The organism is Salinicola sp. MH3R3-1, from assembly GCF_001937155.1.
Classification (GTDB): domain Bacteria; phylum Pseudomonadota; class Gammaproteobacteria; order Pseudomonadales; family Halomonadaceae; genus Salinicola; species Salinicola halophyticus.
Map to the genome: position 1 here is coordinate 201883 of NZ_MSDP01000004.1, position 24181 is coordinate 226063.

General features: G+C 62.7%; 16 protein-coding genes and 1 tRNA gene. 15 read left to right on the forward strand and 2 right to left on the reverse strand.

Going from position 1 to position 24181, the window contains the following annotated elements:
• The first annotated feature begins 423 nt into the window (after positions 1-423).
• The 7 genes from gltB (at position 424) to eno (ending at position 12551) form a co-directional block, all read left to right on the forward strand.
• Entirely contained in the window at positions 424-4875 is a 4452-nt protein-coding gene (gene gltB / locus BTW08_RS03510) for a glutamate synthase large subunit (protein WP_075561130.1), read from the forward strand.
• 76 nt (positions 4876-4951) lie between these two features.
• Positions 4952-6382: an FAD-dependent oxidoreductase gene (locus BTW08_RS03515; RefSeq protein WP_075561131.1), complete on the forward strand. Its 1431-nt coding sequence runs from the start codon at positions 4952-4954 to the stop codon at positions 6380-6382.
• 191 nt (positions 6383-6573) lie between these two features.
• On the forward strand, positions 6574-6813 hold the full coding sequence (locus tag BTW08_RS03520) for a hypothetical protein (RefSeq protein WP_075561132.1): 240 nt from the start codon (positions 6574-6576) through the stop codon (positions 6811-6813).
• Between the two features lie 271 nt (positions 6814-7084).
• Positions 7085-8392, forward strand: coding sequence for a solute carrier family 23 protein (locus BTW08_RS03525; RefSeq protein WP_075561133.1), 1308 nt, complete (start codon positions 7085-7087; stop codon positions 8390-8392).
• Positions 8393-8536: 144 nt separating this feature from the next.
• Positions 8537-9259 carry a gamma-glutamylcyclotransferase gene (locus BTW08_RS03530; protein WP_083627655.1) on the forward strand — a complete coding sequence of 241 codons (723 nt, stop codon included), beginning with the start codon at positions 8537-8539 and terminating at the stop codon, positions 9257-9259.
• A gap of 139 nt (positions 9260-9398) precedes the next feature.
• Positions 9399-11057 (forward strand): CTP synthase, encoded by a 1659-nt coding sequence (locus tag BTW08_RS03535; RefSeq protein ID WP_075561134.1) that lies wholly within the window; start codon positions 9399-9401, stop codon positions 11055-11057.
• A 201-nt stretch (positions 11058-11258) separates the two neighbouring features.
• A complete protein-coding gene (gene eno / locus BTW08_RS03540) occupies positions 11259-12551 on the forward strand; it encodes a phosphopyruvate hydratase (RefSeq protein ID WP_075561135.1) in 1293 nt (430 codons plus the stop codon).
• 315 nt (positions 12552-12866) lie between these two features.
• Here eno and fdxA read toward each other — a convergent pair whose 3' ends face one another.
• Positions 12867-13190: a ferredoxin FdxA gene (gene fdxA, locus BTW08_RS03545; protein ID WP_075561136.1), complete on the reverse strand. Its 324-nt coding sequence runs from the start codon at positions 13188-13190 to the stop codon at positions 12867-12869.
• A gap of 277 nt (positions 13191-13467) precedes the next feature.
• Positions 13468-16050, reverse strand: a complete 2583-nt coding sequence (mutS, locus tag BTW08_RS03550) for a DNA mismatch repair protein MutS (protein WP_075561137.1) — start codon at positions 16048-16050, stop codon at positions 13468-13470.
• Positions 16051-16349: 299 nt separating this feature from the next.
• On the opposite strand from mutS, the gene BTW08_RS03555 reads away from it, so the two are divergent.
• From BTW08_RS03555 to BTW08_RS03590, 8 genes are all read left to right on the forward strand, one after another.
• A complete protein-coding gene (locus BTW08_RS03555) occupies positions 16350-16538 on the forward strand; it encodes a hypothetical protein (RefSeq protein ID WP_075561138.1) in 189 nt (62 codons plus the stop codon).
• Positions 16539-16870: 332 nt separating this feature from the next.
• Positions 16871-17398 carry a CinA family protein gene (locus tag BTW08_RS03560; protein WP_075561139.1) on the forward strand — a complete coding sequence of 176 codons (528 nt, stop codon included), beginning with the start codon at positions 16871-16873 and terminating at the stop codon, positions 17396-17398.
• A 206-nt stretch (positions 17399-17604) separates the two neighbouring features.
• Complete coding sequence (gene recA, locus BTW08_RS03565) at positions 17605-18669, forward strand: recombinase RecA (RefSeq protein ID WP_075561140.1); 1065 nt, start codon at positions 17605-17607, stop codon at positions 18667-18669.
• 21 nt (positions 18670-18690) lie between these two features.
• Positions 18691-19200 carry a regulatory protein RecX gene (locus tag BTW08_RS03570; RefSeq protein ID WP_075561141.1) on the forward strand — a complete coding sequence of 170 codons (510 nt, stop codon included), beginning with the start codon at positions 18691-18693 and terminating at the stop codon, positions 19198-19200.
• Between the two features lie 282 nt (positions 19201-19482).
• Positions 19483-22092, forward strand: coding sequence for an alanine--tRNA ligase (gene alaS, locus BTW08_RS03575; RefSeq protein ID WP_075561142.1), 2610 nt, complete (start codon positions 19483-19485; stop codon positions 22090-22092).
• A gap of 72 nt (positions 22093-22164) precedes the next feature.
• On the forward strand, positions 22165-23409 hold the full coding sequence (locus BTW08_RS03580) for an aspartate kinase (RefSeq protein ID WP_075561143.1): 1245 nt from the start codon (positions 22165-22167) through the stop codon (positions 23407-23409).
• 230 nt (positions 23410-23639) lie between these two features.
• A complete protein-coding gene (gene csrA / locus BTW08_RS03585; protein WP_075561144.1) occupies positions 23640-23837 on the forward strand; it encodes a carbon storage regulator CsrA in 198 nt (65 codons plus the stop codon).
• 216 nt (positions 23838-24053) lie between these two features.
• A tRNA-Ser gene (locus BTW08_RS03590) sits at positions 24054-24146 on the forward strand.
• Positions 24147-24181: the final 35 nt, after the last annotated feature.

Genomic DNA, 24181 nt, shown 5'->3' on the forward strand with positions numbered 1-24181 from the left:
GGGTTCGTTTGAGGGAACGTTATCCCTATAATTGGTATGCTCCATGCCGTATCGGTATGGCCGCCGGGCGTCGATTTCAGCATGATCCAGCGATGGCGGCAGTTGATAAGACTTTCGTCTAAATAAGTCTCTAAGCCTTTGTGTTAGCTGCGTATTTTTATAAATTTAAAGCTAAGTCTCGGATTTTCAATGCGTTTGTGGGTTGCTCGGTGGGGCGTCGGATTGCGCTGGGGCAGGTAACTGGCTATTCTGACCGGCCTTTTGGCGACCGTCAGCGGTAAGATTTGGGTGCGCTGAGACGCAAAATAATCCGCTCGTTCAACGCTGAATGCGGCTATAAAAATAACAAAACCTGCAATTATCTCTTTTTACTAGACCGGATACAAGACCCTGTATTCTGACACTGCTTTGTGAGGCACGCCCATGATGAGAGGTCTTCACCAGCCTGGCGAATTCCGCGACAACTGCGGATTCGGCCTGATTGCTCATATGGAAGGGCAGGCCAGTCATGATCTGCTCAAGACGGCGATCGAGTCCCTGACCTGCATGACCCATCGCGGCGGTATCGCGGCGGATGGCAAGACCGGTGACGGCTGCGGTCTGCTGCTCAAGATGCCGATGGGCTTCATGCGAGCGCTGGCCGAGGATCAGCTCGGCGTGACGCTGGGCGAGCGCTTCGCGGTCGGCATGGTGTTCTTCCCCGACGACGACGCCCGGGAGCAGCGCGCTCGGGAAACGCTGGAAGGCGAGCTGGCCGAACGCGGTCTGAGCGTCAAAGGCTGGCGCGACGTGCCCACGGACCCGAGTGTCTGCGGGCCGATGGCGCTCGAGTGCCTGCCACGCATTCGTCAGGTGTTCGTCGAAGGGGATAAGTCCCAGTCCGACGCCGCTTTCAACGTCGAGCTGTTCATGGCTCGTCGTCTTGCCGAGCAGAAACTCAGCCGGGAAGAAGAGTTCTACGTCTGTTCGCTGTCGTCCAAGGTGGTTTCCTACAAGGGGCTGATGATGCCCGCGGACCTGCCTACCTTCTATCAGGATCTGGGCGACGAGCGTCTCGAGACCGCCGTCTGCGTCTTCCATCAGCGTTTCTCGACCAACACGGCGCCGCGCTGGCCGCTGGCGCAGCCGTTTCGCTTCATGGCGCACAACGGCGAGATCAACACCATCGAGGCCAACCGCAGCTGGGCCAATGCGCGCAAGGCCAACTTCGTCAACGAGCTGTTGCCGGATATCGAAGGTCTCGACGAGATCGTCAACACCACCGGCTCCGACTCGTCGAGCATGGACAACATGCTCGAAGTGCTGCTGACCGGTGGCATGGATCTCTACAACGCGGTGCGGATGATGGTGCCGCCGGCGTGGCAGAACGTCGAGACCATGGACGGCGATCTGCGCGCCTTCTATGAATACAACTCCATGCACATGGAAGCGTGGGACGGCCCCGCCGGCATCGTGATGACCGACGGCCGTCACGCCGTGTGCATGCTCGATCGTAACGGCCTGCGCCCGGCGCGCTGGGTGATCACTGACAATGGCTACATCACGCTCTCTTCCGAGATCGGGGTGTGGAACTATCAGCCGGAATCCGTGGTGGCCAAGGGTCGCGTCGGGCCGGGTCAGATTCTCGCCGTCGATACCCAGACCGGCGAAGTGCTGCACACCGACGACATCGATCAGCGGCTCAAGTCCGCCTATCCCTATCGTCGCTGGCTCAAGGAACACGCCCACTATCTGGAGTCGGCGCTGACCGAGCTGGCGCGCTTCCAGCCGTTCGAGACCGACGAACTCAACGTTTATCAGAAGATGTTCTCGGTGACGTTCGAGGAGCGCGATCAGCTGCTGCGTCCGCTGGCCGAGAGCGGTCAGGAGGCGGTGGGTTCGATGGGCGACGACACGCCGATGGCGGTGCTGTCGCGCCAGAATCGTCTGCTCACCGATTTCTTCCGCCAGAAATTCGCCCAGGTCACCAATCCGCCGATCGACCCCCTGCGCGAAGCGATCGTGATGTCGCTGGAGACCTGCTGCGGTGCCGAACTCAACGTGTTCGAGGCAACACCCGAGCACGCCCATCGGCTGATCCTGACCACCCCGGTGCTGTCGCCGCGCAAGTTCACCGCGCTGGTCACCCAGGAAGATCCGGCATTCGCCTCGATCACCCTGCCGCTGCAGTACGATCCCGAGACGACCTCGCTGCGCCAGGCGCTGATGGCCCTTTGTCAGCAGGCCGAACAGGCCGCCCACGACGGCAAGGTGATCCTGGTGCTGTCGGATGCCGAGCTCGAAAAAGGCAAGCAGCCGATCCAGGCGCTGCTGGCGACCGGAGCGGTGCATCATCATCTGGCCAGGCTGGCGCTGCGTCCGCGGGTCAATATCGTGGTCGAGACCGGCTACGCCCGCGATGCGCATCAGATGGCGGTGTTCTTCGGCGTTGGCGCCACCGCGGTCTACCCGTATCTGGCTTACCAGGTGATGGCGGACATGCACCGCACCGGCGAGCTGGTCGGCAACCCGGCGGATGCCCGCGAGAACTATCGCAAGGGCATGCAGAAGGGGCTTTACAAGATCCTGTCGAAGATGGGCATCTCGCAGATCTCCTCCTACCGTGGCTCGCAGCTGTTCGAAGCCGTCGGGCTGGGGTCCGAGGTCATGGAGATGTGCTTCGACGGCATGATGTCGCGTATCGAAGGCACCGGATTCAGCGAGCTGCAGATGCAGCAGGAACTGGCGGCACGCGATGCCTGGATTCCGCGCAAGACCATGCGTCAGGGCGGGCTGGTCAAGTTCGTTCACGGCCACGAGTATCACGCCTACAATCCCGATGTGGTGATGACGCTGCAGCAGGCGGTTCAGCAGGGCGACTACGCCAAGTGGAAGGCGTTCGCGCGGCTGGTCAACGAGCGCCCGGTGGCCACGATTCGCGATCTGCTGAGGCTCAAGCCGGCGGCCGAGCCGCTGCCGCTGGACGAGATCGAACCGGTCGAGGATCTGCTGCTGCGCTTCGATAGCGCCGGGATGTCGCTGGGCGCGCTGTCGCCCGAGGCGCACGAGGCGCTGGCCCAAGCGATGAACGAAACCGGCGGGCGCTCCAACTCCGGCGAGGGCGGCGAAGATCCGGCCCGCTACGGCACCATTCGCTCGTCGAAGATCAAGCAGATCGCCTCAGGGCGCTTCGGGGTGACCCCGGCTTACCTGGTCAACGCCGAGGTGCTGCAGATCAAGGTCGCGCAGGGCGCCAAGCCCGGCGAAGGCGGCCAGCTGCCGGGCGGCAAGGTCAACGAGATGATCGCGCGGCTGCGCTATGCCGTGCCCGGCGTGACGCTGATCTCGCCGCCGCCGCATCACGACATCTATTCGATCGAGGACCTGGCCCAGCTGATCTTCGATCTCAAGCAGGTCAACCCGAGCGCTCAGGTGTCGGTCAAGCTGGTCTCCGAGCCGGGTATCGGCACTATCGCCACGGGCGTTGCCAAGGCCTACGCGGATCTGATCACCGTCTCCGGTTACGACGGCGGCACCGCGGCGAGCCCGATCACCTCGATCCGGCACGCCGGCAGCCCGTGGGAGCTGGGTCTCCCGGAGGTCCATCAGGCGCTGCGCATCAACGGTCTGCGCGACAAGATCCGGCTGCAGACCGACGGCGGCCTCAAGACCGGTCTCGACGTGGTCAAGGCGGCGATCCTCGGCGCCGAGAGTTTCGGCTTCGGCACCGCGCCGATGGTGGCGCTGGGCTGCAAGTATCTGAAGATCTGCCACCTCAACAACTGCGCCACCGGCGTCGCCACTCAGCACCAAGAGCTTCGCGACGAGCATTTCCGCGGCACGGTGGACATGGTCAAGCACTACTTCCGCTTCATCGCCGAAGAAGTGCGTGAGCTGATGGCGCTGCTCGGCGTGCGCCAGTTGACCGACCTGATCGGGCGTACCGATCTGCTCGAAGCGCTCGAAGGTGAAACGCCCGCGCAGCGCAAGCTCGACCTGAGCCCGCTGCTGGCCAACGACTTCGTGCCCAAGGACGCGCCGCAGTTCTGCCAGGTCAGCCGCAACGTGCCGCACGATCCGGGCGCCAAGAACCAGGAAGTGTTCGACGCGCTGCTGCCGGCGATCGAGTCGAAGTCCGGCGGCGAGTTCTCGTTCAAGATCACCAACTGCGATCGTTCGGTAGCCGCAAGGGTCTCCGGCGAGATCGCCAAACGCTACGGCGAGGCGGGGCTCGAGGATGCGCCGATCACGGCGCGCTTCACCGGCGTCGCGGGCCAGAGTTTCGGGGTGTGGAACGCCCGCGGCTTGAATCTGTATCTGGAAGGCGATGCCAACGACTATGTCGGCAAGGGCATGAACGGCGGCAAGGTGGTGATCGTGCCGCCCAAGGCCAGCCGCTTCCTGAGCCACGAGACCGCGATCATCGGCAACACCTGTCTGTATGGCGCCACCGACGGCAAGCTGTTCGCCGCGGGGATGGCCGGCGAGCGCTTCGGCGTGCGCAACTCCGGCACCCATGCGGTGATCGAAGGCGCCGGGGACCACTGCTGCGAATACATGACCGGCGGGCTGGTCTGCGTGCTCGGCAAGACCGGGATCAACTTCGGTGCGGGCATGACCGGCGGCTTCGCCTACGTGCTCGACGAGGATCGGGGTTTCGTCGATCGCTACAACCATGAACTGGTCGAGATCCACCGGATCAATACCGAATCGATGGAAGCCTATCGCCGTCACCTGCGCGAGGTGATCACCGAGTATGTGGAAGAGACCGACTCGCCACGCGGGCATGCGATTCTCGAGGATTTCTCCGACTTCATCCGCCATTTCTGGTTGGTGAAGCCCAAGGCCGCAAGTCTCAACGGTTTGCTGGCCCAATCCAGGCGACAGCCTGAATGAGGCATGACGGCAACTTGAGCAAGCACAGTGGCAGTCAGAGTCAGCGAGCGTCGTCGGCCCAGTGAGGAGATAAGACATGGCAAACCGTTTGAGTAACGATTTTCAGTTCATCGATGTGGGTCGCCGCGATCCGCAGAAGAAGGATGCGCGTAGCCGCTCTCGGGAATTCGCCGAGATCTACGAGCCGTACAAGCCCAGCGAGGCGGCCAGCCAGGCCCACCGCTGCCTGCATTGCGGCAATCCGTACTGCGAGTGGAAATGCCCGGTCCACAACTACATTCCCAACTGGCTCAAGCTGGTCAGCGAGGGCAACATCCTCGAAGCCGCGGAGATGTCGCACCGGACCAACTCGCTCCCCGAAGTCTGCGGTCGCGTCTGTCCGCAGGATCGGCTGTGCGAAGGCGACTGCACCCTGAACGACGGTTTCGGTGCCGTCACCATCGGCTCGGTGGAGAAGTACATTACCGATACCGCGTTCGCCATGGGCTGGCGCCCGGACATGTCGCAAGTGGTGATGACCGACAAGCGTGTGGCCGTGATCGGCGCGGGGCCGGCCGGGCTGGGCTGTGCCGATGTGCTGGTGAGGAACGGCGTCAAGCCGGTGGTGTTCGACCGCTACCCGGAAGTCGGCGGTCTGCTGACGTTCGGGATTCCCGAGTTCAAGCTCGAGAAGTCGGTGATGGAGCGTCGGCGGGCAGTGTTCGAGGAGATGGGCGTCGAGTTCCGACTCAATACCGAAATTGGCCGCGATATCACTTTCGAACAGCTCTCTGATGAGTTCGACGCGGTATTTCTCGGCATGGGCACCTACAAGTACATGGTCGGCGGTTTTCCCGGCGAGGAGACGGACGGCGTCTACAAGGCGCTCGATTTTCTGATCGCCAACGCCAACCACCATCTCGGTTTCGAGCAGGCGTCCTCCGACTATGTATCGATGGCCGGCAAGCGCGTCGTGGTGTTGGGTGGCGGCGATACCGCGATGGACTGCAACCGCACCTCGATCCGTCAGGGAGCGGCCAGCGTGACCTGCGCCTACCGCCGCGACGAAGAGAACATGCCCGGTTCCAAGCGGGAGGTGACCAACGCCCGCGAAGAGGGCGTCGATTTCCTGTTCAACCGCCAGCCGGTGGCGATCGTCGGCGAAGACAAGGTCGAAGGCGTCAAGCTGGTGCGCACCCGCATGGGCGAACCGGACGACAAGGGCCGGCGCAGTGCGGAAGTGGTGCCGGGCTCCGAGGAAATCCTGGCCTGCGACGCAGTGGTCATCGCCTTCGGCTTCCAGCCCAGCGAGATCGAGTGGTTCGATACCCACCAGATCCAGGTGGACGAACGCGGCCGGGTACTGGCACCGGAAATTCCGGCACAGATGGAGCGCTTCGCCTATCAGACCAGTAACGAGAAAGTGTTCGCCGGGGGCGACATGGTGCGCGGCTCCGACCTGGTGGTGACCGCGGTCTATGAGGGGCGTCAGGCAGCGGAAGGCATTCTCGATTATCTCAAGGTCTGATCGCCACGCTGTGGGTGAGTGAACCGCTGTGGGTGAGTGAACCGCTGTGGGTGAGTGAACGGTTGACTGAACGGTCGCGTAAAATCGGTCGATGGCTGGCACGATCGATCGTGATCAGCGATGGTATATAGATCAGGGAGCCTTTACAGTGGCGCGCTCGAATCGAACCGCAATCTTTGGAAGGTCAAACCATGATCAGGCTTGAACGCAACATCCTCGACCAGGCAAACACCCAACTGCGAGCGCTGGAAGATCATGTGCTGGATCAGGAAGGTGGTGATCAGGCGATCATGATCAGTGGCCAGCTGAAGGCGCTTTTCTCGCTGGCCAAGCTGCACGACAGCGGGATGTCGGACGAATGTGCCGGTATGCTAGAGGAGATCGAACGGCGCTCGAATATCCTCACGTCGCGCCTGCCGGAGCGTGGCTGAGGCATCTCGGCGACGCCTGGTGTCTCCGTTGCCCTTTGCTTGTCTCTCGCTCCCGGCGACGGTGGCAGCCTTCCGGTCGATGACCGTGAGATAGCGAAAAAGCGCCAACGTCGCCGTTGGCGCTTTTTTATTGGCCGATTTCTCGATCGGACAGCCATTCGGCGTAACGCTAGAATGCGCGCCGAAACGCCGGCGGCGCCGCGATCATCCCTCGGCAACGCCGGCTGCCCGTGCCCTCGTTCGGGGCACCTCATTGTGGAGAACGTTACCCATGTCATCCTGGTTTCCCCGTTGGCAGCGCGTCGATGCCAGCCTCGGTGGTCTGGTCGCGCCTGACCAGACGCTGCCGCCAGCGCAAACACTGTTGATGGGCGTTCAGCACGCCGTCGCGATGTTCGGTTCCACCGTGCTGGCGCCGCTGTTGATGGGGTTCGATCCCAACCTGGCCATCCTGATGTCAGGAATCGGCACGCTGCTGTTCTTTTTGGTCGTCGGCGGCCGGGTGCCCAGCTACCTGGGTTCGAGTTTCGCCTTCATCGGCGTGGTCATAGCGGCGACTGGCTACGGCGGTAGCGGCGGTAATTCCTCGATCGGGCTGGCGCTGGGCGGCATCATCGCCTGCGGGGCGATCTACGCGGTCATCGGTCTCATCGTCATGGCTTCGGGCACGCGCTGGATCGAGTTCCTGCTGCCGCCGGTGGTGACCGGTGCCATCGTCATGACCATCGGTCTCAATCTGGCGCCGGTGGCGGTCTCCAGCGTCAAGGGGGCCAATTTCGACGCCGCGATGGCGCTGGTGACTATTCTCTGCATCGGTCTGGCGGCCGTGCTGACCCGCGGCATGCTGCAGCGGCTGTTGATTCTGGTGGGGCTGGTCGTGGCCTACGCGATCTATGCGCTGGTCACCAACGGCCTGGGCTGGGGCGCGCCCATCGATTTCTCGATCATCGCCAACGCGGCCTGGTTCGGAATGCCGGCGTTCACCGCCCCCGAGTTCAGCCCGCACGCGATGGTGCTGATCGCGCCGGTCGCGGTGATTCTGGTGGCGGAAAATCTGGGGCATATCAAGGCAGTGGGCGCGATGACCGGGCGCGATCTCGACCCCTACATCGGCCGGGCCTTTCTGGGTGACGGGCTGGCGACGATGGTCTCCGGGGCCGCCGGCGGTACCGGCGTGACGACCTATGCCGAAAATATCGGCGTGATGGCGGTGACCCGGGTCTATTCGACGCTGATCTTCGTCGCGGCCGCTGGCTTCGCCATTCTGCTCGGGTTCTCGCCGCGCTTCGGGGCGCTGATCCAGACGATTCCCGGTCCGGTGCTGGCCGGCGCCTCGATCGTGGTGTTCGGCCTGATCGCCGTTGCCGGCGCACGCATCTGGATCCAGAACCAGGTCGATCTGGGTGACAACACCAACCTGATCGTCGTGGCCGTGACGCTGGTGCTGGGGGCAGGCAACTTCTCGATCGACGTCGGCGGATTCACGCTCGACGGCATTGGAACGGCCACCTTCGGGGCGATCCTGCTGCATCTCGTTCTGCGCCATGGCGCCAATCTGGGCCGGGGCGTTTCAGACTGAAGTCTAACTCGCGCTTCGCTTTGTGCGTCGTGGGCGTTAGGCTGTAGCGACGGTATCGGCCGCGTCGATGCCGCTACCGTCGCATCCTCGAATCCCAGCGTCAGCGTCCCTGAATAGCGTCAGCGTCCCTGAATAGAGCCCCCAATGAGTGACCCGCAATCCGGCCATATCAGCGCCGATGAAGACACGTCCGCCGAGAAGTCGATCGCCATGACCCGCGAGGTACTGGAGCAGGACCTGATTCGTCGTCACTTCGAGCAGGTCTACCCCGAGGTGGCCTTGAAGAGTCATCACGACCTGCATGGCTCCATTCAGCACATTCTGGATACGGCGCCGCCCGAGGCCCGGACCATCGACGGCGTCTATCTGTTCGCCGACGGCTCGCTGATCTGGAACCCGTGTGTCGAGGTGGCCGAGCGCCATACCTGCCGGCTGTACGGTTATCATCGCGATTTCTGCCTCAAGCTCGATCACGGTCGCGGCACGCCGGAGACGCCGGGACTGATGCTGGCGCTGGCGCCGGGCGGATCGTGTCATGGCGTCGCGCTTCGTGTACCCGGCGACAATCTCGAGCGCGAGCTGACCCTGGTGTGGCGACGCGAGATGTTGACCGGCGCCTATCAACCGCGCTGGATCAAGCTGAAGACGGACGTCGGCCCGATCTGGGGCGTCGCCTTCGTGATCAATCCGCATCACGACCGCTATATCGGCCGTCAGCCGGACGAGACCGTGGTGCATCTGTTGCGCACGGGCCGTGGCGTGCTGGGCTCGTGTCGCGAATATCTCGACAACACGGTGGGCGATCTCCATGCGCTCGGCATTCGGGATCGACGTCTGGAATCGCTGCAGCGCGCCGTCGCCAGCTGATTCGCGGCCCCGCCAGGGCGGCCGCGCGATCCAAAATTGAGCCTTCCGAGCGAGTCTGGTAATCTGACGTCCCATCCTGGCCCGACTTTCTCCCCCGGGTCTCTTTTCACGGCTACGACCACGATTCGACAGGTTTTCCATGACACGATATATCTTCGTGACCGGCGGCGTTGTGTCCTCACTGGGCAAGGGTATTGCATCCGCCTCGCTGGCGGCGATCCTCGAGGCTCGCGGCCTCAAGGTCACCATCCTCAAGCTGGATCCGTACATCAACGTCGATCCGGGCACCATGAGTCCGTTTCAGCATGGCGAGGTATTCGTCACCGAGGATGGCGCGGAAACCGATCTCGATCTGGGGCATTACGAGCGCTTCATCCGCACCAAGATGACCCAGAGCAACAACTTCACCACCGGTCGGGTCTACGAGCACGTGCTGCGCAAGGAGCGCCGTGGCGACTATCTCGGCGGCACGGTGCAGGTGATTCCGCACATCACCGACGAGATCAAGCATCGGGTGATCAAAGGGGGAGAGGGTTACGACGTGGCGCTGGTGGAAATCGGCGGCACCGTGGGCGATATCGAGTCGCTGCCGTTTCTGGAATCCATCCGTCAGCTGCGCAGCGAAGTGGGCGCCAACCGCGCCCTGTTCATGCATCTGACGCTGGTGCCCTACATCAAGACCGCCGGCGAGACCAAGACCAAGCCGACCCAGCACAGCGTCAAGGAGCTGCGCTCGATCGGTATTCAGCCGGACATCCTCATCTGTCGCAGCGAAGTCGAGCTCGAGGAGAGCGAGCGGCGCAAGATCGCGCTGTTCACCAACGTCGAGGAGCGCGCGGTCATCCCGCTGCAGGATGCCGACACCATCTATCGCATTCCGCTGATGCTGCACGAACAGGGTCTCGACGAGATCGTCTGCGACAAGCTGCGTCTCGAGGCGCCCCAGGCCGATCTCGCCGAGTGGATCCATGTCCTCGACGCCAAGCTCAACCCGCTCAAGACGATCAACATCGCCATGGTCGGCAAGTACATGGAGTTGCTCGACGCCTACAAGTCGCTCAACGAGGCGCTGATCCACGCCGGCATTCAGACCCGCGTGAAGGTCAACGTCGAGTATATCGACGCCGAAGTGATCGAACGTCACGGCACCGAGCGCCTGGCCGGCAAGGACGCGATCCTGGTCCCCGGCGGTTTCGGTGAGCGGGGCGTGGAAGGCAAGATCCAGGCTGCGCGTTTTGCTCGCGAGAATCATGTGCCCTACCTGGGCATCTGTCTCGGCATGCAGGTGGCGGTGATCGAGTTCGCACGCCACGTGGCGGGATGGGAAGATGCCAATTCCACCGAGTTCACCCGCGAGACCCGGCATCCGGTGGTTGGCCTGATCACCGAGTGGATCAACCCGGAAGGTCAGATCGAACTGCGTGACGAGGCTTCCGATCTGGGCGGCACCATGCGCCTCGGCGGCCAGGAGTGCCGCCTCAAGCCGGGCTCCAGGGCGCAAGAGGTCTATGGGCTGGACACCATCACCGAACGTCACCGTCATCGCTTCGAGGTCAACGAGCAGTTCGTCGAACAGCTCGAAGCCGCCGGTCTGATCGTATCGGGCAAGAGTGGCGATCAGTCGCTGGTCGAAATGATCGAACTGCCGGACCACCCCTGGTTCGTGGCGTGCCAGTTCCACCCCGAGTTCACCTCGACGCCCCGCGACGGGCATCCGCTGTTTACCGGCTTCGTCAATGCGGCGCTGGAACACAAGGCAAGCCGCCAGCGCCAGCATGGCATGGCGCATCAGGAGTGATCGACTGATCACGGCGGGGGATGAAGCGATTCATCCCCCGCTGTCGTTGGGGGCGCTGGACCCGGCCTGCCAACACTGGCAAAACTGCTAACATGATCGAATCATCGCGTCCGCGGCGAGCAAGCCAAGGTCCGGACGCTTCACGCTCGATGTGGTGAGTGATTCAACCGCTCGAGTTTTCAACCGACAGGACGACGTAACATGGCTGAGATCGTTGATATCCGTGCCCTCGAAGTGCTCGATTCCCGCGGCAACCCGACCGTTCAGGCCCAGGTCACGCTGAGCAGCGGCATTACCGGCAGCGCCTGCGCCCCCAGCGGCGCTTCCACCGGTTCCCGTGAAGCGCTGGAACTGCGAGACGGTGACAAGTCACGCTATCTGGGCAAGGGCGTATTGAAGGCCGTCGACGCCGTCAACGGCAAGATTCGCGAGCGTTTGATGGGCATGGATGCCAGCGATCAGCGCGCCCTCGATGACGCCATGCTGGCGCTGGACGGCACCGACAACAAGGCGAGCCTCGGTGCCAACGCGATTCTCGCGGTATCGCTGGCTGCGGCCAAAGCCGCGGCGACCGAGAAAGGCGTGCCGCTCTACGCGCATATCGCCGAGCTTTACGGCCAGCCGGGCCAGTACACCATGCCGGTGCCGATGATGAATATCATCAACGGCGGCGAGCACGCCGACAACAACGTCGATATTCAGGAGTTCATGGTCCAGCCGGTGGGCGCGCCCAACTTCCGTGAAGCATTGCGCATGGGTGCCGAGATCTTCCACGCGCTGAAGAAAGTGCTGACGGCCAAGGGGCTTTCCACCTCGGTCGGCGACGAGGGCGGCTTTGCGCCCAACCTGTCTTCCAACGCCGAAGCGCTGGCGGTGATCAAGCAGGCGGTCGACGACGCTGGCTACGTCCTGGGCAAGGACGTCACGCTGGCGCTGGACTGTGCGGCCAGCGAGTTCTTCAAGGACGGAGTCTACGATCTCGCCGGGGAGGGCAAGCAGTACGACGCCGCCGGCTTCACCGACTACCTGGCCGATCTCTGCGACCAGTATCCGATCGTCTCGATCGAAGATGCCATGGACGAGTCGGACTGGGACGGCTGGAAGGCGCTGACCGACAAGCTGGGCGACAAGATCCAGCTGGTCGGCGACGATCTGTTCGTCACCAACACCCGGATATTGAAGCGCGGCATCGACGAGAAGATCGGCAACTCGATTCTGATCAAGTTCAACCAGATCGGCTCGCTGTCCGAGACCCTGGACGCGATCAAGATGGCACAGGACGCCGGCTTCACCGCGGTCATTTCGCACCGCAGCGGCGAAACCGAAGACACCACCATCGCCGATCTCGCCGTGGGCACCGCCGCCGGCCAGATCAAGACCGGTTCGCTGTGCCGCTCCGACCGTGTCTCCAAGTACAACCGCCTACTGGTGATCGAGCAGGAGCTGGGTGACAAGGTGGCCTATCCGGGCCTGAAGGCGATCAAGGGGCAATAAATGCCTGCGCGGGTAAATCACTTCGTTGTGCGGTGCGCGGAATCCTCACCTATACCCCATAGGCTCCGGTTCCTGTGCGCCGTACGCCTCGTGCTTTACCCCGCTCGGCTATTTATTCAGCGTTTCCCAAGCAAAGTTTTATGATGCCGGCCGGTTAGACGACATCAATAACGGTCTTAAACTGGTTCGTTGAAACGTTGCAGCGGAAACTTGGTCTGACCTGAACGAAGAAGGCCGCTCATTGAGCGGCCTTCTTCGTTGGATACTGGCATTCGGTCAGCACCATATGGTCAAACGCAACCGTCAAGCAACTTCCTAGCGTTCCAGCAGCTCGATCTTGTTCGGCTTGCCATCCCACGCCTTGGCGTCTTCCGGCGGATCCTTCTGCTCGGCGATGTTCGGCCACACCTCGGCGAGTTCGGCGTTGAGCTCGATGAACTGCTGCTGACCTTCGGGCAGCTCGTCTTCCGAAAAGATCGCCTCGGCGGGGCACTCAGGTTCGCATAGCGCGCAGTCGATGCACTCGTCGGGATGGATGACGAGGAAGTTGGGGCCCTCGTAAAAACAGTCCACCGGGCAGACTTCGACGCAGTCGGTGTATTTGCACTTGATGCAGTTCTCGGTGACGACGAACGTCATGGGTGTTCTCTCCTGATTGACGGCCCGGTCGTGGCCCCTGTCTCGGTCTCTCGCTATCACGATCTCGGCGGATAGGATTTTTCGTGTTCACCGCACGCGCAGTGCCGCCGACACTATTCGAATGGCGCCATATTCTAGGCGGCCGGCGCCAGGCCGGGCAAGCGGGCGTTGTGAACATCGAGGAATGGCCTTATAGCTACCCATCCCTCGGCGTGATTCGCGCCAGACTTGGAGTTAGACGAAAACTCGGCTGGCGCAGGCAGTTTTCGTACCCATCCTAGTGTTGCTCGCGCCAGGCATAGAGAAGCTCCAGCGCCGCCCGCGGCGTTAACGAATCGATGTCCAACGATTCCAGCGCCTCGAGAACCGGATGCGGCGTCGCGGCAAACAGATCCGCCTGCTGTGGTCCGCCGGCCGCGGGGCGGCTGTCGGACGACGGCGGCAGCGTTGTCGGCTGCTCGAGGCTGGCCAGCTTGTCGCGGGCGCGGGCGATGACGTTTTGCGGAACGCCGGCGAGCTGGGCGACCTGCAGGCCATAGCTCTGGCTGGCCGGGCCTTCCTCGACGCGGTGCATGAAGACGATGCCGTCCTTGTGCTCGGCGGCGGTCAGGTGAACGTTGGCCACCGTTTCCTGCTGCTCGGCCAGCGCGGTCATCTCGAAATAGTGGGTTGCGAACAGCGTGAACGCGCGCTGCGCGGCCAGGTGCTCGGCGCTCGCCCAGGCCAGCGACAGGCCGTCGAAAGTGCTGGTGCCGCGGCCGATCTCGTCCATCAGCACCAGACTTTCGGCCGTGGCGTTGTGCAGGATGCTGGCGGTCTCGGTCATCTCCACCATGAAGGTGGAACGTCCGCCGGCCAGATCGTCGCTGGAACCGATCCGGGTGAAGATGCGATCCACCGGGCCGATCTCGGCGCTGTCGGCGGGCACGAAACTCCCGGTGTGGGCGAGCAGGGCGATCAATGCCGCCTGGCGCATGTAGGTCGACTTGCCGCCCATGTTGGGGCCGGTGATGACCAGCATGCGGCGGTCATCGTCGAGAATCAGGTCGTTGGGCACGAACGGATGCTGGCTGACGTGTTCCACCACCGGATGGCGGCCGCCCCGAATGTCGAAGCCTGGCGTTTCCAGCAGATGCGGGCGCACGAATTCCAGATGCTGGGCGCGCTCGGCAAAGGCGCAGAGCACGTCCAGCGCGGCCAGCGCGCGTCCGGTGGCCTGCAACGCATCGAGATCGGCGTTGAGCGTGTCGATCAGGCTTTCGTAGAGCAGCTTTTCCCGTGCCAGTGCGCGCGACTTTGCGGACAGCGCTTTGTCCTCGAACTCCTTGAGCTCGGGAATGATGAAACGCTCCGCGTTCTTTAGCGTCTGGCGCCGAATGTAATCGGCGGGCACGTCGCGGGCCTGGGCACGAGGAATCTCGATGTAGTAGCCGTGGACGCGATTGTAGCCGACCTTGAGGCCGGGCAGACCGGAGCGCTCGCGCTCGCGCAGCTCGAGCTGGATCAAGTAGTCGCCGGCGTGTTCGGCGAGGCCACGATACTCGTCGAGCTCGGCATCGAAGCCTTCGCGAATGACACCGCCTTCGCGGAGCACGACCGGCGGATTGTCCATCAACGCCCGGGTCAGGGTGTCGGCCAGCTCGGGGTAAGGACGAATGTGGCGGCCGAGATCGTTCAGCGCGCTCTCGCCCTCGACTCGCCCTAGATCCTGCTGCAGCGTCGGCAGTACCTCGAGCGCGTCGCGTAGCCGGGCCAGATCCCGGGGGCGGGCGCTGCGCAAGGCCACGCGAGCCAGAATGCGTTCGACATCGCCCACGGCGTTGAGCGGCTCGCGAAGCAGCAGATACTGATCGTCGTCGAGCAGCAGCTGCACGGCGGCCTGACGCGCGCTGATTTGGGCGCGATCGCGCAGCGGCCGATTGAGCCAGCGCTTGAGCAGCCGTGACCCCATCGGCGTGACGCTGGTGTCGAGCACGCTGGCCAGGGTGTTGTCGCCGGTGCCGCCGAGATTGATGTCGATCTCGAGATTGCGCCGGCTGGCGGCGTCGATCACCACCGCTTCGTCGCGGCTCTCCACCCCCAGCGCGGTGACGTGTGGCAGGCGGGAGCGCTGGGTGTCGCGGGCGTAGTCGATCAGCACGCCAGCGGCGACCAGGGCGGTCTCGAGGTGCGTGCAGCCAAAACCGCGCAGATCGGCGACCTCGAACTGATCGCACAGCAGCCGGTTGGCGGTCTCCAGATCGAAGTGCCAGTCGTTCTGGCGCCGCAGCCCGGACCGCTCGGCAAGTGTCGGCGGCAGGTCGAGACTTTCGGCAGCCAGCAGCTCCGCCGGTTGCAGGCGGTGGATCTCGGCCAGCATGTCGGCCTCGCCGTCGACTTCCAGCACGCTGAAGCGGCCGCTGGAGAGTTCGAGCCAGGCGATGCCCCAGCGTTCGCCGGCACTGTGCAGCGATACCAGCAGGTTGTCGCGGCTAGCATCCAGCAGCGCTTCGTCGAGCAGCGTGCCCGGCGTGACGATGCGTACGACGCGACGTTCCACCGGGCCCTTGGAGGTAGCGGGATCGCCGATCTGCTCGCAGATGGCCACCGACTGGCCGGATTTTACCAGCCGCGCGAGATAGGACTCGGCACTGTGATAGGGGATGCCGGCCATGGGAATCGGCTTGCCCGCCGACTGCCCGCGTGCCGTCAGCGTGATATCCAGCAGCTGCGAGGCGCGCTTGGCATCCTCGAAGAACAGCTCGTAGAAGTCGCCCATGCGGTAGAAGAGCAATACGTCGGGATGCTCGCGTTTGATCTTGAGGTATTGCGCCATCATCGGCGTATGCTGGGTGCTCTTGCTGGCGGCCGCGTCCTGCATGGTATCTCGGTAAGCTCCGTCGATTCCGGGGGCCGATGAGACATCGGCGTGCCGGGTGCTGAGAGGAACGCCAAGGTTACCACGGCGCTACTGGGTCCAACACGGCGTGCCGCGATGGCCGAGCTTGTTTCGGTGATCGGTGAAGATCATGATTGGCTTGTCGACTCTACACGCTCATGGCTGCCTTACCCTCTCATGGCTGCCTTAGAGGGGATCAGGCATCAGGTCTAGTGATTTCAACCTGAGTGCCTGCCGATAACTCGTTACAGTGTTGAAAACCGGCTACCGAGGACCCCCATATGGCCCGGTTGGTGCTCAACCATCTCAGCGACTCCACCTATCGGTTACTGGCGATCGAGGCCAGTCAACGCAACGTCAATCTCAGTGAGTTGGCCGTTGTGCTGCTGGAAATTGCGGTGGCCGAGCTGGCCGCGCGTCATCCGGCCGTGCTGCCGCCGCCGAACGAGGGCTCCCACGGTTCGCGTTGAAGCGGCCGCTATCGTCTCGTTGCCGATCTCAACGTCATTGCCACCACGTCACTATCGACAAGGTCACTATCGCCAAGGTCGCTGTCGTGGAATTCACGGCCGCCATCGATGACTGCGGTTTCCCGAACCCGTTTTCCGAACCCTTGGTCGATACGGTCGAGCGCTGCGTTGCATCAATGCCGATTCCCCGCATACTGGGAGGCAGCCGGTTTCCATCGGCGTGGAGGTCGCGGTTCGCGTGCGGGCCATTGCCGGACGTGCGTCCCAATTTTCACGTCTCGCTGGCACACGCCATTTGCACACGCGCGATTTGCCCAGAAGGAGAGCCACGCATGCCGCAATCCAGATTGCCTGTCGATATCGAGCTGGGCGCAGACGAGCTGTCGCGGCGCCTGGGCGAAGCCTGTCTGGCGCGAGGTATTCGAGTGACGACGGCGGAATCCTGTACCGGCGGCGGCGTTGCCAGTGCGATCACCTCGATTGCTGGTAGCTCGGCATATTTCGAAACCGGTTACGTCACCTACGCCAACGTCGCCAAGCAACGGCTGCTGGGCGTTTTGCCCGATACGCTGGACGTTCATGGCGCCGTCAGTGAGGAGACAGTGCGGGAAATGGTGGCCGGCGCCTGCCGCGGTAGCGGGGCGGAGCTGGGCGTGGCGATCAGTGGCGTTGCCGGCCCCGGTGGCGGGACTCTCGACAAGCCCGTGGGCACGGTGTGGTTTGCCTGGGGTGACGAACGTCGCCAGCGGGTGAAATGTCATCATCTGCCCGGCGACCGGCGGGGCGTGCGCGATCTGGCCGTTGCGGTGGCGCTGGCCGGGTTGCTCGATTCGCTGCTGGAGAGCGGCACCGTTGCTTAGTCCGCATGGCAGAGGCCCTGCCCATGGCTTTCCGTGAAGACATGGTCGAAAATCTCGGGCCGGGGATAGGCGCGCAAGGTTTTTTTCGCCATACTACTGTCTAACCATACAGTGCATGATAAACAGTGCACGATAAATCAGTACGTGAGCCGATCGCCGTGAGCGGCGCTACCCCGACTCACCCTGCGCATTCATAGGAGACGTTCATGGCACAGGACGAAAACCGCAGCAAGGCACTCAATGCGGCTCTGTCACAGATCGATCGCCAATTCGGCAAGGGCACCGTGATGCGTCTGGGTGATACCCCGCGTACCGCGATTCCGGTCGTGTCGACGGGGTCTCTGGGGCTGGATATCGCGCTGGGTGTCGGCGGGCTGCCGTACGGCCGTGTCGTCGAGATCTTCGGGCCCGAATCCTCGGGCAAGACCACGCTGACGCTATCGGTCATCGCTCAGGCCCAGAGAGACGGCAAGACCTGCGCTTTCATCGATGCCGAGCACGCACTCGATCCCAGCTACGCCGAGAAGCTGGGCGTCAATCTCGACGATCTGCTGGTCTCGCAGCCGGACACCGGCGAGCAGGCGCTGGAGATCTGCGACATGCTGGTGCGCTCGGGGGGGGTCGATGCCATCATCATCGACTCCGTTGCGGCGCTGACGCCACGTGCCGAGATCGAAGGCGAGATGGGCGACTCCCACGTCGGCCTGCAGGCGCGTCTGATGTCGCAGGCACTGCGCAAGATCACCGGCAATATTAAGAACGCCAACTGCATGGTGGTGTTCATCAACCAGATCCGCATGAAGATCGGCGTGATGTTTGGTAGCCCCGAAACCACCACCGGTGGTAATGCGTTGAAGTTCTATTCCAGTGTTCGCCTCGACATTCGACGCATCGGTGCGGTCAAGCAGGGCGACGAGGTCACCGGTAACGAAACCCGGGTCAAGGTGGTCAAGAACAAGGTGGCGCCACCGTTCCGCCAGGCGGAGTTCCAGATTCTGTACGGAAAGGGCATCTACCACGCGGGTGAGGTGATCGATCTGGGCGTACAGTGCAACCTGGTCGACAAGGCTGGTGCCTGGTACAGCTACAACGGCAGCAAGATCGGTCAGGGCAAGGCCAACGCCGCGCAGTATCTCGAGGAGCATCCCGAGATCATGACCGAAATCGAGACCCAGATCCGGGCCCAGCTGTTGGCCACACCGGAACCCAAGGAAAAAACGCCCGAAGCTGCCGTCGCCGAAAGCGACGACGCCAGCGATACGCTGCTGTAAGCCAGCGGGCGGTTGTCTTCGATGTTCGATCGTGACGATGGGGATTCCCCCCGGGGCGCTTCTCCCGGGGGCGGCTCTTCCAGAGACGCCTCCCCTCGAGATGTGGCCATCCGATTTCTGGCTCGGCGTGAGTACTCTCGCGTCGAGCTGGAAAGCCGGCTGCATGCCAAAGGGGTGGAAAGCGAAGAGATTCGTGCGACGCTGGATGACCTGGCTCGCGACGGGCTTCAATCCGATGCGCGCTTCGCCGAGGTGTTCGTGCGCTCGCGTGTCGCGCGGGGTCAGGGGCCGGTCAGGATCCGAGTCGATCTGGGACAGCGCGGAATCTCCGAACCGCTGATGACGTTGGCTTTTGAGACGGAATCGCCTGATTGGCAAGCATTGGCCTGCCAGGCGCTGGCCAAGCGATTCGACGGCCCGGGCGCCGCGCCTCGCGAACGGGCCAAGCGCGAGCGCTTCCTTGCGGGGCGCGGGTTCGAGTTCGACCACGTTCGTCATGCCATGGCTTGTGCCTGGCAGGACGATGCGTGATATCGAGACGCTGATACGCGAGTCGCGTGTCGCTCGATTCTCTTCCTCTTCCTCTATCTTCTCCTTTCCCTTCCTGCCTTATCTCTAGTCGCGCACGATCGCCGGGAGCGCCAAATTTCGGCGACAGCGGTGTCGCACTCGACAGACTATCGGCCGACCACGTTATACTAATGCGCTTTGCGATGGCCGGAGAGGTGCTCATGGCGCCTTTTCGATGCCGGATTTTGCGTTGCCACGTGGTCTGCTAGCCGCCGTGGGCGCGCCTATCGCCACGGATTGTTTATGAAAAGTGCAGAAATCAGACAGGCTTTCCTGAGCTACTTCGAGGAGCGCGGACACACCATCGTGCCTTCCGCCTCTCTGGTGCCGGAAAACGACCCGACGCTCCTCTTCACCAACGCCGGCATGGTGCCGTTCAAGGATGCGTTTCTCGGCCGGGATCAACGCCCGTACGTGCGCGCCACCTCGGCGCAGCGTTGTGTGCGTGCCGGCGGCAAGCATAACGACCTGGACAACGTCGGCTACACCGCCCGTCACCACACGTTTTTCGAGATGATGGGCAACTTCAGCTTCGGCGACTACTTCAAGGCCGACGCGATTCGCTATGCCTGGTCCTTCATTACCGACGTGCTGGGATTGCCCAAGGACAAGCTCTGGGTGACCGTCCATATCAGCGACGATGAAGCCGCCAGGATCTGGATCGACGACATCGGCGTCGATCCGGCGCGGCTGTCGCGGCTGGACGAAGACAACTTTTGGCAGATGGGCGATACCGGCCCCTGTGGCCCGTGTTCGGAAATCTTCTACGACCACGGTCCCGAGGTCTGGGGTGGCCCGCCGGGGAGTCCGGAAGAGGACGGCGATCGCTACATCGAGGTCTGGAACCTCGTCTTCATGCAGTTCGATCGTGACGCTTCCGGCAACATGAACCCGCTGCCCAAGCCGTCGATCGATACCGGCATGGGGCTGGAGCGCATGGCTGCGGTGATGCAGGGCGTGCACTCCAACTACGAAATCGATCTGTTCCAGAACCTGTTGCTGGCGGCGGCCGAGGTGACCGGTCACGACGATATCAAGACGCCGTCGCTACGCGTCATCGCCGATCATATCCGCTCCTGTGCCTTTCTGATCGTCGATGGCGTGCTGCCGTCCAACGAAGGCCGGGGTTACGTGCTGCGGCGGATCATTCGTCGCGCCGTGCGGCATGGTCACAAGCTCGGGGCCAGCGAACCGTTCTTTCACAAGCTGGTGGCGGCACTGGATGCGGAGATGGGCGAAGCCTATCCCGAACTGCATCAGGCGCGCGATCAGATCGAGCGCGTACTGTTGAAGGAAGAGCAGCAGTTCGCGCGCACGCTGGATCATGGGATGGGCCTGCTCGAAGAGGCGCTCTCGGCGCTCGAGGGCGAGGTTCTGCCTGGCGAGACGATCTTCAAGCTCTACGATACCTACGGCTTCCCCTATGATCTGACCGCGGACGTCTGTCGCGAGCGTGGCGTCACGCTCGACGAGACCGGGTTCGAACGCGAGCTCGAAGCTCAGCGGCAGCGGGCACGGGCCGCTAGCCAGTTCGGCGGTGACTACGGTGCTGCGCTCGAGCTCGAGGGCAGCACCGAGTTCACCGGTTACGACCGTCTCGAGGATTCGTCGGTGGTAAAGGCGATCGTCGACAGTGAGGGCAATGCGCTGGAGGCCCTCGAGGAGGGCCAGAAAGGCGTCGTGGTGCTGGATCGCACGCCGTTCTATGCTGAATCGGGCGGCCAGGTGGGCGACACGGGCTATCTGCAGGCGAACGATGGCCGCTTTCAGGTCACCAATACGCGCAAGCAGGCCGGGCATCATCTGCATGAAGGGCTGATGGTCGGCGGTCGCCTGGCCGTCGGCGAGCGTCTCGCGCCGCAGGTGGATCCTTCACTGCGCCAGGCAACGATGCGCAACCACTCGGCAACGCATCTGATGCACGAGGCGCTACGTCTGACCCTCGGCGATCACGTACAGCAGAAAGGATCGCTGGTCAGCGCCGAGCGTCTGCGTTTCGACTTCAGCCATTTCGAGCCGGTCACCCCGGATCAGTTGGCGCAGGTCGAGCGGATCGTCAATGCTCAGATCATGGCCAACGCGCCGACCCGGACCGAGTTGATGACGCTCGACGAGGCGAAGGCCAAGGGCGCGCGAGCGCTGTTCGAAGCTAAATACGCCGATAGCGTTCGCGTGCTGACCATCGGCAGCGACGACTTTTCGATCGAGCTTTGCGGGGGCACTCACGTGGCGCGCAGTGGCGATATCGGCCCGTTCCATATCGTCGCAGAGTCGGGTACCGCGGCGGGTGTGCGTCGCATCGAGGCGGTCAGCGGAGAAGGGGCCCTGGCCTGGTTCGATGCCCAGGAGCGTGAACTGAACGCCGTCGGCGAGCGACTCAAGGCCAAGCCCGAGCAGGTCGTCGAGCGTCTGGACGCCGTTCTCGAGCGTCAGCGATCGCTGGAGAAAGAGCTCGAACGGCTCAAGGCCAAGCTGGCGAGCGCGGCCGGTAATGACCTGTTGGAGGAAGCCTGGGACGTGGCCGGCATCAAGGTGCTGGCGACCCAGCTCGAGGGCATCTCGGGCAAGGAGTTGCGGGGCCTGCACGATCAGCTCAAACAGAAGCTGGGCTCGGGTGTGCTGGTACTGGCGACATCCCAGGATGGCAAGGTCAGCCTGATCGCCGGGGTCACCGACGATCTGACCGCCAGGGTCAAGGCGGGCGAGCTGGTCAATCACGTCGCCGCGCAGGTAGGCGGCAAGGGCGGTGGTCGCCCGGACATGGCCCAGGCGGGCGGTAGCGATCCGTCACAGCTGCCAGCGGCGCTGGAAAGCGTGCCGGCCTGGGTCGCGCAGAAGCTGAGCCAGGACTGAGAGGCTCGGCTAAATGCATTCACGTCCGGCGTTCGCGCCGGACGTCAACGCTAAGGAGCGATAAGCAGACTCATGGCGCTATACGTACAGAAGTTCGGAGGCACATCGGTCGGCTCGGTCGAGCGGATCAAGGCGGTGGCCGAGAAGGTCAAGCGTGATCGGGATGCAGGTCACCAGGTGGTAGTGGTGGTCTCGGCGATGAGCGGCGAAACCAATCGGCTCATCGGCCTGGCCAGTCAGATCAACGAGGATCCGACGCCGCGCGAGATGGATATGCTGGTTTCGACCGGCGAACAGGTCACCATTTCCCTGCTGGCCATGGCCCTGCACCAGCTGGGCGTGCCGGCGACGTCGTATACCGGCGCCCAGGTAGGCATTCGCACCGACAGCGCACACACCAAGGCGCGGATTCAGCGGATCGAGACCGATGAGATCCAGGAGGATCTGGACGACGGCCAGGTCGTGGTCGTGGCGGGTTTCCAGGGTGTCGATGAGGAAGGCAACATCACCACCCTCGGACGTGGCGGTTCGGATACGACCGGTGTCGCCCTGGCCGCGGCCCTGAAAGCCGACGAGTGCCAGATCTATACTGACGTCGACGGTGTCTACACCACCGACCCACGGGTCTGTTCCAAGGCGCAGCGCCTTGAGAAGGTCACTGTCGAAGAGATGTTGGAACTGGCGAGTCTCGGCTCCAAGGTGTTGCAGATCCGCGCCGTGGAGTTCGCCGGCAAATACAACGTACCGTTACGCGTGCTCTCGAGCTTCGAGGAAGGGCCTGGCACGCTGATCGTCGCAGACGAGGAATTCGAATCGATGGAAGAACCGCTGATCTCCGGTATCGCCTTCACGGCGAATGAAGCCAAGCTGACCCTGCTCAACACGCCCGACGTGCCCGGTGTCGCCTCGCGGATTCTGGGGCCGATCGCCGATGCCAACATCGAAGTCGACATGATCGTGCAGAACGTGGCGCCGGCCGGTGACTACACCGACTTCACCTTCACGGTGGCCAAGGGCGATTACAAGCAGACCATGCGCATTCTGCAGAACGATGTCATTCCGGCACTGGGCGGGGGCGACCTGCGCGGTGACGAGAACATCGCCAAGGTTTCGCTGGTCGGTGTCGGCATGCGTTCCCACGCGGGTGTGGCCTCCAAGATGTTCCGCGTGCTAGCCGAAGAGAATATCAACATCCGCATGGTCTCCACGTCCGAGATCAAGATCTCCGTGGTGATCGACGAAAAGGCGATGGAGCTTGCCGTACGCGCATTGCACACCGCGTTTGGGCTCGATAAAGACAGTATTCAGAGCGAATAGACGAATAACCCCTTCAACAATGCCTCAAGCGTTCTACGCTTAGGGGGAGTTGGAAGACGGTGAAGGAAAACACACGTTCTTTCAACGACGCCGCGGGTTTTCATGGAAGGCGTCATTGGCCTGATGGTCCGTATGACGCATAATCGCTGCTCGGGTAGGAAATCTGCTCTGCAGGCGGCCCGAGAGCGTGACCCGAGAATGGAAGAAGGCCCTGAGAAGGAGATCAGATAATGCTCATCCTGACCCGACGAGTGGGAGAGACTCTCATGATCGGTGACGACATAACCGTCACGGTTTTGGGAGTGAAAGGGAATCAGGTGCGTATCGGCGTGAACGCGCCCAAGGATGTGGCCGTCCATCGTGAAGAGATCTATCAGCGTATTCAGCGCGAGAAATCCGAAGATGAAGACGGCGGTCCTGGCGCATGAGTGCTGGATAGGCGCTTTGGTACCGTCTGAGCTGGTGAAGTCGTCCCCTTTATCGGCTCGGGCTATTACTGAACCCCTCTTTCATCCTCATGACTTCGCCTTCTGACCTTGTCTCGCGGTAACTTATTCATCCTCTGAGGTTTTTCACGAAAAAAGTTTGGCCTTCGGCTGGACAATGCTCAGCGGAATCGGTAATCTACGCGCCGTGCTGATCGGGGAGAGGTGGCCGAGTGGCTGAAGGCGCTCCCCTGCTAAGGGAGTATAGGGTTTATAGCCCTATCGAGGGTTCGAATCCCTCCCTCTCCGCCATTTTCGAACAATCGAAAATCTCGATCACGCCGTGT

Excerpts from the sequence above, each read along its gene's own strand:
- gltB (WP_075561130.1), top strand. The coding sequence starts at position 424 with ATGATGAGAGGTCTTCACCAGCCTGGCGAATTCCGCGACAACTGCGGA.
- eno (WP_075561135.1), top strand. The coding sequence starts at position 11,259 with ATGGCTGAGATCGTTGATATCCGTGCCCTCGAAGTGCTCGATTCCCGC.
- fdxA (WP_075561136.1), bottom strand. The coding sequence starts at position 13,190 with ATGACGTTCGTCGTCACCGAGAACTGCATCAAGTGCAAATACACCGAC.
- alaS (WP_075561142.1), top strand. The coding sequence starts at position 19,483 with ATGAAAAGTGCAGAAATCAGACAGGCTTTCCTGAGCTACTTCGAGGAG.
- BTW08_RS03580 (WP_075561143.1), top strand. The coding sequence starts at position 22,165 with ATGGCGCTATACGTACAGAAGTTCGGAGGCACATCGGTCGGCTCGGTC.
- BTW08_RS03530 (WP_083627655.1), top strand. The coding sequence starts at position 8,537 with ATGAGTGACCCGCAATCCGGCCATATCAGCGCCGATGAAGACACGTCC.
- BTW08_RS03560 (WP_075561139.1), top strand. The coding sequence starts at position 16,871 with ATGCCGCAATCCAGATTGCCTGTCGATATCGAGCTGGGCGCAGACGAG.
- BTW08_RS03525 (WP_075561133.1), top strand. The coding sequence starts at position 7,085 with ATGTCATCCTGGTTTCCCCGTTGGCAGCGCGTCGATGCCAGCCTCGGT.
- BTW08_RS03520 (WP_075561132.1), top strand. The coding sequence starts at position 6,574 with ATGATCAGGCTTGAACGCAACATCCTCGACCAGGCAAACACCCAACTG.
- BTW08_RS03515 (WP_075561131.1), top strand. The coding sequence starts at position 4,952 with ATGGCAAACCGTTTGAGTAACGATTTTCAGTTCATCGATGTGGGTCGC.
- BTW08_RS03570 (WP_075561141.1), top strand. The coding sequence starts at position 18,691 with ATGTTCGATCGTGACGATGGGGATTCCCCCCGGGGCGCTTCTCCCGGG.
- BTW08_RS03535 (WP_075561134.1), top strand. The coding sequence starts at position 9,399 with ATGACACGATATATCTTCGTGACCGGCGGCGTTGTGTCCTCACTGGGC.
- mutS (WP_075561137.1), bottom strand. The coding sequence starts at position 16,050 with ATGCAGGACGCGGCCGCCAGCAAGAGCACCCAGCATACGCCGATGATG.
- BTW08_RS03555 (WP_075561138.1), top strand. The coding sequence starts at position 16,350 with ATGGCCCGGTTGGTGCTCAACCATCTCAGCGACTCCACCTATCGGTTA.
- recA (WP_075561140.1), top strand. The coding sequence starts at position 17,605 with ATGGCACAGGACGAAAACCGCAGCAAGGCACTCAATGCGGCTCTGTCA.
- csrA (WP_075561144.1), top strand. The coding sequence starts at position 23,640 with ATGCTCATCCTGACCCGACGAGTGGGAGAGACTCTCATGATCGGTGAC.